This window comes from Endozoicomonas sp. 4G (assembly GCF_023822025.1).
Classification (GTDB): Bacteria; Pseudomonadota; Gammaproteobacteria; order Pseudomonadales; family Endozoicomonadaceae; genus Endozoicomonas_A.
In genome coordinates this window covers 4225200-4239328 of sequence record NZ_CP082909.1, presented here as the reverse complement: position 1 = coordinate 4239328, position 14129 = coordinate 4225200, and the positions used below count along the sequence as shown (strand labels likewise).

The 14129-nt window shown below is 48.3% G+C and carries 12 protein-coding genes; 10 read left to right on the top strand and 2 right to left on the bottom strand.

The features are described from left to right. Nucleotides 1-260 precede the first annotated feature (260 nt). The 5 genes from carA to K7B67_RS16585 all read left to right on the top strand — a co-directional run bounded on the left by carA (nt 261) and on the right by K7B67_RS16585 (nt 6930). Nucleotides 261-1412, top strand: a complete 1152-nt coding sequence (carA, locus tag K7B67_RS16605; RefSeq protein ID WP_252176994.1) for a glutamine-hydrolyzing carbamoyl-phosphate synthase small subunit — start codon at nt 261-263, stop codon at nt 1410-1412. Between the two features lie 94 nt (nt 1413-1506). Next, on the top strand, nt 1507-4728 hold the full coding sequence (gene carB / locus K7B67_RS16600; RefSeq protein ID WP_252176993.1) for a carbamoyl-phosphate synthase large subunit: 3222 nt from the start codon (nt 1507-1509) through the stop codon (nt 4726-4728). Beyond that, nucleotides 4725-5201: a transcription elongation factor GreA gene (gene greA / locus K7B67_RS16595; RefSeq protein ID WP_252176992.1), complete on the top strand. Its 477-nt coding sequence runs from the start codon at nt 4725-4727 to the stop codon at nt 5199-5201. Before carB ends, greA begins: the two co-directional genes overlap by 4 nt. A 173-nt stretch (nt 5202-5374) precedes the next feature. Continuing rightward, nucleotides 5375-6205, top strand: coding sequence for a hypothetical protein (locus K7B67_RS16590; protein ID WP_252176991.1), 831 nt, complete (start codon nt 5375-5377; stop codon nt 6203-6205). A gap of 191 nt (nt 6206-6396) precedes the next feature. Beyond that, the gene (locus K7B67_RS16585) at nt 6397-6930 is read left to right on the top strand and encodes a hypothetical protein (RefSeq protein ID WP_252176990.1); all 534 of its coding nucleotides are present in this window, start codon (nt 6397-6399) and stop codon (nt 6928-6930) included. 89 nt (nt 6931-7019) lie between these two features. Here K7B67_RS16585 and K7B67_RS16580 read toward each other — a convergent pair whose 3' ends face one another. Next, nucleotides 7020-7619 carry a hypothetical protein gene (locus tag K7B67_RS16580; protein ID WP_252176989.1) on the bottom strand — a complete coding sequence of 200 codons (600 nt, stop codon included), beginning with the start codon at nt 7617-7619 and terminating at the stop codon, nt 7020-7022. Nucleotides 7620-8136: 517 nt separating this feature from the next. On the opposite strand from K7B67_RS16580, the gene K7B67_RS16575 reads away from it, so the two are divergent. The 3 genes from K7B67_RS16575 (at nt 8137) to K7B67_RS16565 (ending at nt 10540) form a co-directional block, all read left to right on the top strand. Continuing rightward, nucleotides 8137-8463, top strand: a complete 327-nt coding sequence (locus tag K7B67_RS16575) for a hypothetical protein (RefSeq protein WP_252176988.1) — start codon at nt 8137-8139, stop codon at nt 8461-8463. A gap of 163 nt (nt 8464-8626) precedes the next feature. After that, nucleotides 8627-9691, top strand: coding sequence for an SPFH domain-containing protein (locus K7B67_RS16570; RefSeq protein ID WP_252176987.1), 1065 nt, complete (start codon nt 8627-8629; stop codon nt 9689-9691). A 255-nt stretch (nt 9692-9946) separates the two neighbouring features. Beyond that, nucleotides 9947-10540 (top strand): hypothetical protein, encoded by a 594-nt coding sequence (locus K7B67_RS16565; RefSeq protein ID WP_252176986.1) that lies wholly within the window; start codon nt 9947-9949, stop codon nt 10538-10540. Between the two features lie 54 nt (nt 10541-10594). On the opposite strand, the gene yhbY is transcribed toward K7B67_RS16565, so the two are convergent. Further along, on the bottom strand, nt 10595-10900 hold the full coding sequence (yhbY, locus tag K7B67_RS16560) for a ribosome assembly RNA-binding protein YhbY (RefSeq protein ID WP_252176985.1): 306 nt from the start codon (nt 10898-10900) through the stop codon (nt 10595-10597). A 260-nt stretch (nt 10901-11160) separates the two neighbouring features. Here yhbY and rlmE point away from each other — a divergent pair, with 260 nt between their 5' ends. Together rlmE and ftsH are read left to right on the top strand one after the other, a co-directional pair. Beyond that, on the top strand, nt 11161-11781 hold the full coding sequence (gene rlmE, locus K7B67_RS16555) for a 23S rRNA (uridine(2552)-2'-O)-methyltransferase RlmE (protein WP_252176984.1): 621 nt from the start codon (nt 11161-11163) through the stop codon (nt 11779-11781). A gap of 297 nt (nt 11782-12078) precedes the next feature. After that, nucleotides 12079-14046 carry an ATP-dependent zinc metalloprotease FtsH gene (ftsH, locus tag K7B67_RS16550; protein WP_252180600.1) on the top strand — a complete coding sequence of 656 codons (1968 nt, stop codon included), beginning with the start codon at nt 12079-12081 and terminating at the stop codon, nt 14044-14046. Nucleotides 14047-14129: the final 83 nt, after the last annotated feature.

Here is a 14129-nt window from a genome sequence, read left to right as displayed (position 1 = left end):
AAAGTCTTGTCTGTTCAAAAATTTTGTGTTCAAATGCGAAAAATTTGCATTAGATTTGTTGAGGCGGTTGGCGTGCCCCTGACATCCCTGATAAAAGTCGGATAAAAAAGCGAGACGGTGATTCAATTTACCTCTCGCTTTTTTTGAGCGTGCTCTTTAAGGGAGCGGGTCCAACAGCCTTGAGCGCATCCTTGATTGTAGAGAAAATCATTTTGCCCATGAGTGAAATGATTTTCATGAGGTGAATGTGGGAGGAATCATTGACTAAGTCAGCCGTACTGGCTCTGGAAGACGGAAGTCTTTTTCGGGGCATTGCCATTGGATCCGACGGAGAAACCAGTGGTGAAGTTGTTTTCAATACCGCCATGACAGGCTATCAGGAAATACTCACCGACCCTTCTTATTCCCGTCAAATTGTTACTCTCACCTATCCCCATATTGGTAATACCGGCATTACTCCCGTAGATGAAGAGTCTACTGAAATTCATGCAGCCGGCCTTGTTATCCGTGATCTTCCTCTGCTCGCCAGTAACTGGCGAAACACCATGCCTCTTGATGAGTACCTTCGTACTAATGGCATCGTAGCCATTGCTGATATTGATACCCGTCGCCTGACCCGTATCCTGCGAGAAAAGGGTGCCCAGAACGGCTGTATCATGGTGGCCGATGAAAAGGGTCATATTGATGAAGCCGCGGCTCTGGAAAAAGCCCGCGCATTCCCTGGCCTGAAGGGGATGGACCTGGCTAAGGAAGTCACGGTTTCTGAGTCTTACGATTGGACAGAAGGTGTCTGGGCACTGGAGTCTGATGATCATCAGTCTGTTGATGAGCAGCCTTTCCATGTTGTCGCTTATGACTTTGGCGTTAAGCGCAACATTCTCAGAATGCTGGCCCAGCGTGGCTGCCGTCTGACCGTCGTGCCCGCAGAGACTTCTGCGCAAGAGGTTCTGGCCATGAACCCGGACGGTGTTTTCCTGTCTAACGGTCCTGGTGATCCGGAACCCTGTGTTTATGCCATCAAGGCCATTCAGGCTATCCTGGAAACCCGTATCCCGGTCTTTGGTATCTGTCTGGGTCATCAACTGCTGGGACTGGCCAGTGGCGCAGCCACCATGAAGATGAAGTTTGGTCATCACGGTGCCAATCACCCAGTGCAGGACCTGGATTCCGGTGCGGTGATGATTACCAGTCAGAACCATGGTTTTGCTGTGTCTGAAGAGAACCTGCCGGAGCATATCCGGGTCACTCATAAATCTCTGTTTGATGGCAGTCTTCAGGGCATTGAGCTGACCGACCGGCCCGCTTTCAGTTTCCAGGGACACCCTGAAGCCAGTCCGGGGCCACACGATGTGGCAGTGCTGTTTGACCGGTTTATCAGCCTGCTGGAAGAGCACACAGCCGCTCAATCCTGATCAGGTCGCTTGCAAAAGAGACATACAGTACAGATCCAACAGGCTTTTGTGAGCAACAAGTTCCATAAGCCTGAGACAAGTTACGAGAGCAACGATGCCGAAACGTACAGATATTGAAAGCATCCTGATCCTGGGTGCGGGTCCCATCATCATTGGTCAGGCCTGTGAATTTGACTATTCCGGAGCCCAGGCCTGTAAGGCCCTTAAAGAAGAGGGTTATCGCGTCATTCTGGTGAACTCTAACCCGGCCACCATCATGACCGACCCGAGCATGGCGGATGCAACCTACATTGAACCCATTCGCTGGGAGACCGTCGCCAAGATTATTGAGAAAGAACGTCCGGATGCGGTACTGCCCACCATGGGAGGGCAGACGGCCCTGAACTGTGCCCTGGATCTTTTCCACAAAGGGGTTCTGGAGAAATATAACGTCCAGATGATCGGTGCCAGCCGTGAAGCCATCGACAAGGCTGAAGACCGTGAAATGTTCGACACGGCAATGAAAAACATTGGCCTGGAGACCCCTCGCTCCGGCATTGCCCACACCATGGCAGAAGCCCAGGCGGTTCTGGATCAAGTGGGCTTCCCCTGCATCATCCGTCCTTCGTTCACCATGGGCGGTTCCGGTGGCGGTATTGCTTACAACAAGGATGAGTTTGAAGAGATCTGCAAGCGTGGCCTGGATCTGTCGCCTACCAATGAGCTGCTGATCGATGAATCCCTGATCGGCTGGAAAGAGTACGAGATGGAGGTGGTTCGTGACCGCAACGACAACTGCATCATTGTCTGCTCTATTGAGAACTTTGACCCGATGGGTGTTCACACCGGCGATTCGATCACGGTGGCGCCGTCCCAGACGCTGACTGATAAAGAATATCAGATCATGCGTAACGCCTCTGTTGCCGTTCTGCGTGAGATTGGCGTTGAAACCGGTGGTTCCAATGTTCAGTTCGGTATTTGCCCGGACACTGGCCGTATGGTCGTGATCGAGATGAACCCCAGGGTATCCCGTTCCTCTGCCCTGGCTTCCAAAGCGACGGGCTTCCCGATTGCCAAAGTGGCAGCGAAACTGGCCGTGGGTTACACCCTGGATGAACTGCGTAACGAAATTACCGGCGGTGTGGTGCCGGCTTCTTTCGAGCCGACCATCGATTACGTGGTCACCAAGATTCCCCGTTTTGCCTTTGAGAAATTCCCTCAGGCGGATGACCGTCTCACGACCCAGATGAAATCGGTGGGTGAGGTTATGGCCATCGGTCGTACTTTCCAGGAATCCATGCAGAAAGCCCTTCGTGGTCTGGAAACCGGTGCTACCGGCTTTAATCCCATGCTGGATGCTTCAGCTGAAGGGGCCATCGACAAGATCAAGGCGGAGCTGGTGGTTCCCAAGGCGGATCGTCCCTACTACGTAGCGGATGCTTTCCGTGCCGGTATGACCCGTGAGGAAGTCTTTAACAGCTGCATGATCGATCATTGGTTCCTCGTCCAGATCGAAGACATTGTTAAAGAAGAGCAGAAGCTGGCTGGCAAAGACCTGTCTGCGCTGGATGCCGACACACTGTTCAGACTCAAGCGTAAAGGCTTCAGTGATGCCCGTCTGGCAGAAGTGATGGCGATCTCTGAAGCGCAAGTACGTAACCATCGTCGTCAGCTGAACATCAAGCCGGTTTTCAAACGTGTAGACACCTGTGCCGCCGAATTTGCTTCGACGACAGCTTACATGTACTCCACTTACGAGCAAGAGTGTGAGGCTGCGCCGACCGATAACGAAAAGATTATGGTCATCGGTGGTGGCCCGAACCGTATCGGTCAGGGTATCGAGTTCGATTACTGTTGCGTCCATGCCGCCATGGCGGCCCGTGAAGACGGTTACGAAACCATCATGGTTAACTGTAACCCCGAAACAGTGTCCACTGACTATGACACGTCTGACCGACTGTACTTTGAGCCAGTCACTCTGGAAGACGTTCTGGCCATTATTGATGTTGAAAAGCCCAAGGGCGTGATTGTTCACTACGGCGGTCAGACACCTCTGAAACTGGCCCGCGCCCTGGAAGCTGAAGGTGTGCCCATTATCGGTACCAGCCCCGATGCCATTGACCGTGCCGAAGACCGTGAGCGTTTCCAGGGCATGATCCAGAAGCTGGGTCTGCTGCAACCTGCTAACGCTACGGTGCGCAGTGCTGAAGAAGCGGTCGCTAAGGCCAAGGAAATTGGTTATCCACTGGTTGTCCGTCCTTCCTACGTGCTCGGTGGTCGTGCCATGGAAATCGTGGCCGGCGAAGATGAACTGCAAAAGTACATGAAGGAAGCGGTGCAGGTGTCCAACGACAGTCCGGTACTGCTGGACCTGTTCCTGAACCGTGCTGTAGAAGTGGATGTCGATGCCGTATGCGACGGTGAGCGTGTGGTCATTGGTGCCATTATGCAGCACATTGAGCAGGCTGGTATTCACTCCGGCGATTCCGGCTGTTCTCTGCCTCCCTACAGTTTGAGTCCCCGTATTCAGAACCAGATCCGTGAACAGGTGAAAGCCATGGCCATGGAGCTGGGTGTGGTTGGTCTGATGAATGTGCAGATGGCGCTGCAGGACGGTGAGCTGTACGTGATCGAGGTGAATCCCCGTGCCTCCCGTACCGTGCCTTTTGTGTCCAAGTGCATCGGTCACTCCCTGGCCAAGGTGGCCGCCCGGGTCATGATGGGCAAAACGCTGGCAGAGCTGGAGTTCACCAAAGAGATTGTGCCGCCTTACTACTGTGTGAAAGAAGCCATCTTCCCCTTCAATAAGTTCCCGGGGGTGGACCCGATTCTTGGCCCGGAAATGAAGTCTACTGGTGAAGTGATGGGCGTTGGTGCTTCTTTTCCTGAAGCCTATTACAAGGCTCAATTGGCAGAAAACATGGCTCTGCCAGAAGGTGGTCGGGTGATTATCAGTGTCCGTGACCAGGACAAGCCCATGGTGCCGGGTATTGCCCGCCTGTTGATGGATACCGGTTTTGAACTGGTGGCTACCAGCGGTACTGCCCAGGTGATCGAAGATGCCGGTCTGCCCGTGACCCGGGTCAAAAAGGTGATGGAAGGGCGACCAAATATGGTGGACAGCATCGTCAATGGTGATATAGCCTTTGTCGTCAACACCACCGAAGGTCGTCAGGCTATTGCAGATTCCTATACAATCCGCCGATCGTCCCTGACCAATAAGGTTCTCTACACCACCACCATGGCGGGTGCAGAAGCCATTGCCCGAGCCATTGCCTTTGGCTCGGAGAAAACAGTCAGAAGACTTCAGGATTTGCACGAAGGTAAGACTGGATGAATCGATTTCCAATGACAGTGGAGGGTGAAGAAGCCCTCCGTGAAGAGTTGACTCAACTGAAAACTGTGGAGCGCCCACGCATCTCTCAGGCGATTGCTGAAGCCAGGGAGCTGGGGGACTTGAAAGAAAACGCTGAATATCACGCAGCCCGTGAACAGCAGAGCTTTACTGAGGGTCGTATCAACGATATTGAGGCCAAGTTATCCAACGCTCAGGTCATTGATATCACCACGATCAACAAAACCGGTAAAGTGATCTTTGGTACCACGGTTGTACTGGTGAACCTGGATACGGACGATCAAGTCGAGTACAAGATCGTGGGTGACGATGAAGCAGACATCAAGTACAACAAGATCTCTGTTAACTCACCCATTGCCCGCGCCCTGGTTGGTAAAGAAGAAGGTGATGTGGTGGTTGTGAATACACCTTCCGGCAATGTTGAATATGAGATCGACGAGGTTAAACACGTCTGATGATCTCGTTCTCTGCATGGGTCGATGACCTGTGCAGGGGCGCTACCTTCCCTGAACTTATGTCAGTACAGCTGACCGAGCTGTTAGTGATCTTTTCCGCCATTGATTGCATTCTTGTCCAACAACAAAAAACACAACAAAAGAACACAACAAGGATTGATGGAGGGAGTACCATGATGAATTTGCTGAATACAGGCTCAGTACCCTTTAATAAGAATGCCATTACCCATAAATTGAAGCAGTTTGGAAACGCTGCTTCTAAGTTCAGGCAAAATACAGTCAGTGCGCTCAAAAACGCGTATGGCTATATGAAGAGCGGTGACTTCTCGCACAGTCACTACCCCGGACAAAGCTCAGAAGCCTCACGGGTTTCAGAGCGAGCTATTGCCAGACCGCCTTCAGAGCGGGGTGTCAGGCTGACTACAAAATCTGATCAGCCAGCGAGTGACAATGGCAATGATCTGGCAGCCAGGCTTGAGAGTCTCAAGGGCGATTGCGCACAGGCGCATACTGATCAGGATCTGGAGGCGATGAGACAGAAAACGGCAGACTTCCTGAATCATGCCAAAGATAAGCTTCAGAATCACCCCGAAGCGGACAAGGTTCTTAAATCGCTGAATGCTGCGGCCAACCTGTTGAATACGTCCTCTGAAGCGGACAACCATGTCCATGAGGCTGCCGAGAATCTTGAGAAGGTGCTGTTGACACTTAAATTCGATGAAACGAGCCGGTTACGTGACCGACATCAGCAAGTAAAACACATTGAAAATCAAGTTGCTGATGTGTGTGACATGATGCATAACCTGCGAGGCTTGGTTAATGATCAGGGTGAGGAGGTAAGCCGGATTGAAGACCATATCACTCAAACCAGTGATCATGTTAAAGCATCCAGGGATTCTCTGGATTCAGCACAAAAGTCTGCTAAAAAAGGTCGCAAGTTGAAGATTGTTTTAGGGATCGTGCTTGCTGTTATTGGCATTACCCTTTTAGCTTGCTTGCTCTGATAGGCTTCCCCGATCTTGAAGGTGTGAGAGGATTTGTTACTCACACCTTCAAGTCCTTTTGTTTCAAAACCGTAAGAGTATCCAGTTAACTAATCCTTCCTCTCTCACTTTTTCTCAATGACTCATTCGATAAATAACCATAAGACAGAATTATGCCTATACTTTGGCTTTTAAATCAGAGTGTTTGTTCAATGAAGACAGCTAAAAATGTACTTTTCTCTCTCTCACTATTGCTTTTCAGTATGGGCATTATTGGCAACAAAATGGCCTATGCTGATAACAGCCTTAATGTCGTAGCAATTTTATTTGCTCAAACTTTGATGCAAGTAATGTTTCCTTATACGCCAGAAGAAGATCAGATAAAGTTACAAGCTAGTTTTGATTCTGCTGTATTCCAGTCTGTTGTGGATGGTCAAAATATATTGCAACAATTAGTTGACGATCCTAACATGATACGGGTCGTCGATGGCCCGCTTGAGGTTTTTGAGGTTGCATTGGAAAGAGTTCAGTCTCAGATTGAGTCTGGGCAGCTTGTTTTACAAACATACTCACATTCAGATATAGAAGAATTGCGCCATAACTTAATGTGTGAAACAGAGACTATTTTAGGGACTGGAGTATCAACATATTATCCTCCGCATGAGCAAAAAGGAATTAAGCGACAAATGATGGAAAAAGGCGAGGCGTTTATAAATTTTCTGCGCGGCAGGATTGACGCAGAATAAACCAGAAGTTACAGGCGGCGTTGCTGTCAGCTTCGGGGCAGGGAAGCGACCGAAGCTGAAGTATCCGTTATTTGGTGGTAAGATTGCGATTATTGTTTGAAAGATGCCTCATCTACAACATGATAATGGCCTGTAAGATCTTTTAAAAATGAACTTTGGTCAGGTAGCGTTAAAAGATCAAAACTTCCATCTGGGTTTTTCTCCAAAGTAACAATCTCGGTGTTGAACATTGTACGAGGCTGCTCTGACTGATCCGTCGCTAAAATCCCAAAAGCTCCTTGAGTCGGGCCAGGTTTTGAAGCTCCTCCACGCTCTAACATTAGTAACCCAATAGGTGGTGCAGTGCCGGATCTTGAAAGTGCTTTGGGTAATTGTGTTAAAAAATTCTTTAGTAGCACCTCTTTGTTCGGCACGTGTTGTTCATAGTAAAGATAGTAACCAGGCCTACGCCCCATAACATGGTACAAATAGGCAGTGCACCCAAAGCAACGCTGGCTGGTGTGAAAAACTTCTGCAAAATAGTCAATAAATCCAGATGGTCCACCAATAATATCAATACTCTTGACTTTCCCCTCACTATTGGTGATACGGAATCTATGATCCCTCAGTTTTTCAATGTCTGGATAGCAAGTTCCAGATATAACGCTGGACAAAAAGAAGATCAACAAAGATCGAACTGGTTTATACATTTGGTATTTTCCATATTGGAAGAAAATGGTTGACCGGTGAGTATAGACGCTTCTAGCCACACCGGGCTTAAGACCTGAATTCTGTCGTAAGTTTTTTGGATTGGGTTTGTCGTCTTTTTGTTTGCTATCCAGGAAAGCTGTACTTCAGATTGGCACAAAATCACGAAAATACCAGTCGACCACAGGGGCCTGAATAGCTACGATTATTCCCATGCGTAAGCCCGGCAAAAAAAAGGAGCCATTGTGGAACAGGCGATTCTGGTATTTCTTGAGTTGGTTTGGTTCAGCGACGTTTACTTAGCCCGCTTAATTCAAGAGTGTATTGAGCTTTATCCAGTGGTTCACCTTTATGCATTAGAGGTTTTGAACAGCCCCTCCTTTAACACTTACGAACAGATAGATGCTATTTCAGATTACATTCATCTTTATTGCGCGGAGTACGGGTATCCGGATGGCAGCTAATGCTGGTGTTAAGGTGCTACACTGCACAAGCAGAATTCAGTATTAAGGTCTCCAAATGAGAATTGCAACTCTGCTTCTTGTCATACTGCTCTCGAGTAGTTCCCTGCGAGCCAATGCAGCTGGCATTGATGTACAGCTAAAGCTTTCCCAGGCAGCCAGCCAATTTGTAATAGCTATGCCAACGCTTATTCAATACTTGAAGAAGTCACTGGGAGATTTTCAGCCACATTTTTTTAAAGTAGTAGCAGAAAATACTCTGGAACATTTGGCACAAACGACCAGTATTCCTGATAATCCCTCCGACCAGTATCTGGTATTCAATACATTTTTGATGATACTGGATCAAGAGGTGAACCAATTAAAACATAGCCAACAGCAATAAGGCTGGTTTAGTCACAGTGCGTGATTCGCCCTGAGCGCCGACGGCTGCGGGTGGTGTTGCAGGAGGGCTCCATCTACTCAATCCTTTTAAAAAAAATAATGAGGTGCGTCGCACCAGCTTTGCTATCTTGTAGCTGCAAAGTCAAAACTTTGGAGACTGGGTTGTGAAAAAAATAGCTGTTTTGATACTTTCGTTACTTTTTGCTGAGTCTATCATCTCTGATGAGATTAAAGTTCACTGGATGTACAGTTGGATGCCTTTTACCTACACAATACCAGAAGGAAGTGTTGGTATTTTTTATAGAGGCGCGTTTTTGAAACAAGTTTATCCACCGGGAATACACGGTTTATTATTATGGCCTATTACCAGAGGAATGAGGATCAATGTAAGGCCACAGATAGATATTATTGAGGATGTACTCTGTGGTACTAAGGATGGTCTCACCATTAAATTCCCCAGAATTGCAGTCTATAACCAACTTGAAAAAGACGAAGTGTTAAATATTGTCTCAAATTTTGGAGAAGAATATGATCATTATTTAATAACAGAACCTACCGTTCAAGCAGTAACCGAACTGTGTACGACTATGACGGCTCAAGAAATATACATTGATAAGTTCCCTACTATCAATGATTTTTTGTTGCAACAGTTGGTTGAAGAGCAAGTTAAAAGTAATTCTAAATTGAAAATAAACAAGGTGGTTGTTTCTAAACCCGTTCTTCCGGAAAATATAAGAAGAAACTATGAAGTGATTGTCGAAGAGAAAAGTAAGCGCGTAGCGGTTTCAGAAACTCAAGCCAGAAAGTTAAAAGAAGCAGAAACTGAACAATTAGAGCGATCAAAAAAGGCTCAAACCGATAAAATGGTCGCTGAAATAGAGAATGAAAAAAAACTTGAATTTGAAAAAAATCAAATGGAGTTAGAGAAGATTCGGGTTTCTGCCAGAGTTCATAAAATGCTTGAAGATGCTGAAGCAGAAGCCGTTGTGCTCAAGAAAAAGGGTAAAGCAGAGGCGTATGTTGTGCAGATTAGTGGTGAAGCCCATGCCAATGCCACTCTGCTAGAGGCAATAGCCAATGAAAGGCTCATTACACCTTTATATGTTCAAATAAAACAAGCAGAGGCTTTCTGGAAAAACAACAACTCTAAAATTATCTATTTTGGGGAAAAAATTCCTGAATCGGTCTATCCGGGTTTTATCAGTGCAGGGGATGTAAAAAATCAGTAAATGCTTTAACCGTGGGGTCAAGTTAATCCCTTAATGGTGGGCTTTTACAAGCCCCGTCCTTCAGGACGGGGTTCCTTGAGATACATACGAGCATCGTTGTTCAATTGCAGTCATCACCAGTCATGTTGCACGCAATTTGATTTTATTGGTTCTCAGCTACTGCTTTCAAAGGTAAGGCGGAGGAAAAAAATAAGTGTCTTGTTGTGAATCTTTGCTAGTCTGTATCATTCCCTCACATTGATCGGAGTTATGCCAGTGAGTGCAAAAGCAAAGCCTCAGCCGACAGAGATTGATCACATTCAGAACACCTTGACGGATGTGGTTCGTGTTTTGGGTCAAACCCGTGGTGAAATGCATCGAAGGTTTGACCAGCAAGACAAGCGGTTTGATCAGCAAGACAAGGAGTTCAGTGAATTCAAATATCAGGTTACAGGGCGGTTTGACCAGCAAGACAAGCGGTTTGACCAGCAAGACAAGGAGTTCAGTGAATTCAAATATCAGGTTACAGGGCGGTTTGACCAGCAAGACAAGCGGTTTGACCAGCAAGACAAGGAGTTCAGTGAATTCAAACATCAGGTTGCAGAGCGGTTTGAGCAGCAAGACAAGCGGTTTGACCAGCAAGACAAGGAGTTCAGTGAATTCAAACATCAGGTTGCAGAGCGGTTTGAGCAGCAAGACAAGCGGTTTGACCAGCAAGACAAGGAGCTCAGTGAATTCAAACATCAGGTTGCAGAGCGGTTTGACCAGCAAGACAAGCGGTTTGATTGCCTCGAAAAGAAAGTTGACCAGCAAAGCTCTGACATTGGCGATGTCAAAGAAATGCTCCAAGTCTTGCTTTCCCGACAATAATCACACAATTATTGATTTTAAGCAGAGTGCCTCAAACACAGGCACTCTGAAACATCAAAAGCCTTTGACATTAGACAAGTTAGGCTTGGCATCCTTATTCTCTTTATAAATAAGAGCAATATTACCAATAGTCTGAATCAACTCTGCCTGAGTCTGGTTACACAGCTCGACAATGGCTTCTTTCTTGACTTCACGATCGCCAACCGCAAACTTCACCTTGATCAGCTCGTGATCGTGCAGGGCGCGCAGTGTTTCTTCAATCACACCATCGCTCAGACCGTTGCCCGCTACCATGACAACAGGCTTCAGTTTGTGACCGAGGGAACGGAAGTGTCGCTTTTTTTCAGAACTAATGCTCATGATTTCAGAATCCTGAGGCTGAATATCCAGTCAGCCGATTGCCTACAGCCATGACAACCGGGCAACAGCTTCCTGGTGAGCGATTAAACAAGGTTGTATTCCACATACCTTAGCCGGGGGCTCGCTGCCCGGTTTTTGTAAGATAGGGAAAAACCGGGTTGGAAACTGTTGATCAAAAGTTCATCATTGTACTTTATTCTCTATGGCTCACAAGTCCGAGAGTTACATAACACTTCTAAGGTAGGTGATGTAAGGTAAAAATGGCCAGATCCAAAAGCAGTGCCCGCTGGCTACAGGAGCACTTTGAAGACGAATACGTAAAGCGTTCACAGGAAGATGGCTACCGTTCCCGGGCCAGCTACAAACTGATCGAAATCCAGGAAAAAGACAAGCTGATCAGGCCGGGGATGAAAGTGGTTGACCTGGGGGCGGCCCCTGGCGGCTGGTCTCAGGTAGCGATCGAAATGGTAGGGGATAGTGGTCGTGTAGTGGCCTCAGACATTCTTTCTATGAACCCCATTGCCGGGGTTGACTTCGTTCAGGGAGATTTTACTGAGGACGCTGTGCTGGAAAAAATCCTCAAAACCATCGGAAGTGACAAAGTTGACCTTGTAATTTCAGATATGGCCCCCAATATGAGTGGAACACTGGCCGTTGATCAGCCCAGGGCTATGTATCTGGCTGAACTGGCTCTGGATCTGGCCAGGCAAGTGCTGAAGAAAAACGGCTCTTTCCTGACCAAAACGTTTCAGGGCGAAGGGTATCAGGCGTTTCACAAGGACATGAAAACTTCATTCCAGAAAGTGATTACCCGCAAACCGGGCTCTTCAAGGGCACGGTCCAGGGAAGTTTTTCTGTTGGCCAGAAATTTTGTGTCCTGAGAACATTTTTAAAAACCGGGACGTTAAAATGTTTTGATCGTTCTTGACAAAGATTTGACAAAAAGTCAGATAACCCCGTAAAACCTTGTCGCAGTGCAGTTGCAGGCAAACCTGTCGGGATCATAGATGATTTCTATCTACCCAATAGCCCGCCGACGACTGTCACCCACTCTACCATTCGTGTATGGTAGAAGGTGCGAATTAACCATAAGAGAGAGCAGAGCCGGTAATTATGCCCTTTAACACCGTTCGCCACAGGCTTCAGTACGCTCAAGTGAGGGTAGCCCTTTGAATGATATGGCAAAAAACTTGATTTTGTGGGTCATCATTGCCCTGGTGCTGTTGACCGTATTCAAAAACTTCGATGGCATGCAGTCGTCTACCCAGAAGCTCAGTTATTCTGACTTCATCAGTGCGGTAGAAAATCGTCAGGTCAGCAAGGTCGTCATTGACGGGTTCACCATCACTGGACTCATGAGCAGCAGTGAGCGTTTTGAGACCAACCTGCCCCCGGCAGTGCCCGACAACCAGCTGATGGACGAGCTGTTGCGCGCTAACGTCCAAATTGAATCCAAACCGATTGAAAAACAAAGCATCTGGACACAGTTGCTGGTTGCCAGTTTCCCGATTCTGGTCATTCTTGCTGTCTTTATGTTCTTTATGCGACAGATGCAGGGCGGCGGCGGTGGCCGTGGTGGCCCGATGAGCTTTGGCAAGAGTAAAGCCAGGCTGCTGTCGGAAGATCAGATCAAGACCACTTTTGCTGATGTAGCGGGTGTTGAAGAAGCCAAGGAAGATGTACAGGAACTGGTGGACTTCCTGAAAGACCCCGGCAAGTTCCAGCGTCTGGGTGGTCGCATTCCCCGAGGCGTGCTGATGGTCGGTCCTCCGGGTACCGGTAAAACCCTGCTGGCCAAGGCTATTGCAGGTGAAGCCAAGGTGCCTTTCTTCACCATTTCTGGCTCCGACTTTGTTGAAATGTTTGTGGGTGTGGGTGCTTCCCGTGTCCGTGACATGTTCGAGCAAGCTAAAAAGCAGGCACCCTGCATTATCTTCATCGACGAGATTGATGCAGTAGGTCGTCACCGTGGTGCTGGCATGGGCGGTGGTCACGACGAGCGTGAGCAAACGCTTAACCAGCTGCTGGTAGAAATGGATGGCTTTGAAGCAAACGACGGCATTATTGTAATTGCAGCAACCAACCGTCCAGACGTACTGGACCCGGCGCTGCTCCGTCCTGGTCGTTTTGACCGTCAGGTAGTCGTTGGTCTGCCAGACATCCGTGGTCGTGAACAGATCCTGAAAGTTCACATGCGCAAGGTGCCCATTGCCGATGATGTTGAGCCAGCAGTGATCGCCCGTGGTACTCCGGGGTTCTCTGGTGCTGATCTTTCCAACCTGGTCAACGAAGCGGCATTATTCTCTGCCCGTGCCAACAAGCGCACAGTCGGTATGCACGAGTTTGACCTCGCCAAAGATAAAATCATGATGGGTGCTGAGCGCAAGTCCATGGTGATGAGCGAGAAAGAGAAGCGTAATACGGCTTATCACGAAGCTGGTCATGCCATTGTCGGTCGTCTGGTACCCGACCATGATCCGGTGTACAAGGTCAGTATTATTCCTCGTGGTCGTGCCCTGGGTGTCACCATGTTCTTACCTGAGGAAGATCGTTACAGTCAGAGCAAAGAAGCTCTGATGAGCCAGATTTGTTCACTCTTTGGTGGCCGCATCGCTGAAGAAATGACACTGGGTAAAGCGGGTGTTACCACCGGTGCTTCCAACGACATTCAGCGTGCCACCCAGATTGCCAGAAATATGGTGACCAAGTGGGGGTTGTCCGAGAAGCTGGGTCCTCTTCAGTACGATGACGAAGAAGGCGAAGTGTTCCTGGGCAAAAACTACGGCAGTGGTGGCGGACGCATGAATGTGTCTGGCGAAACCGCCAGAATGATCGACGAAGAAGTACGCGGTATTATTGACGAATGTTATGAAACCGCTGAGCGACTTCTCAGGGAAAACCGCGATAAGCTGGATCTGATGTCCGACGCCCTGATGCAGTACGAAACCATCGATACTGATCAGATTGATGACATCATGGAAGGCAAAAAGCCTCGTCCACCCAAGGAATCTTCCGGTTCCTCATCCAACGGTGATGGCGGTGCAGGTATCAAGGCGGAAGAGGCTCCTGAAGCGTCTGAGTCGAAAGGTACCGACAGCGATGATGAGAAGAAAGGACCTATCGGTGGGCCAGCTGGCGAACATTGATCCTTTCTTATGAAGTAAAAAAGGCAGGGTTTTTATCCTGCCTTTTTTGTATGGTTTGGAAAGAGGTTAAGTTTGTTGGGCTG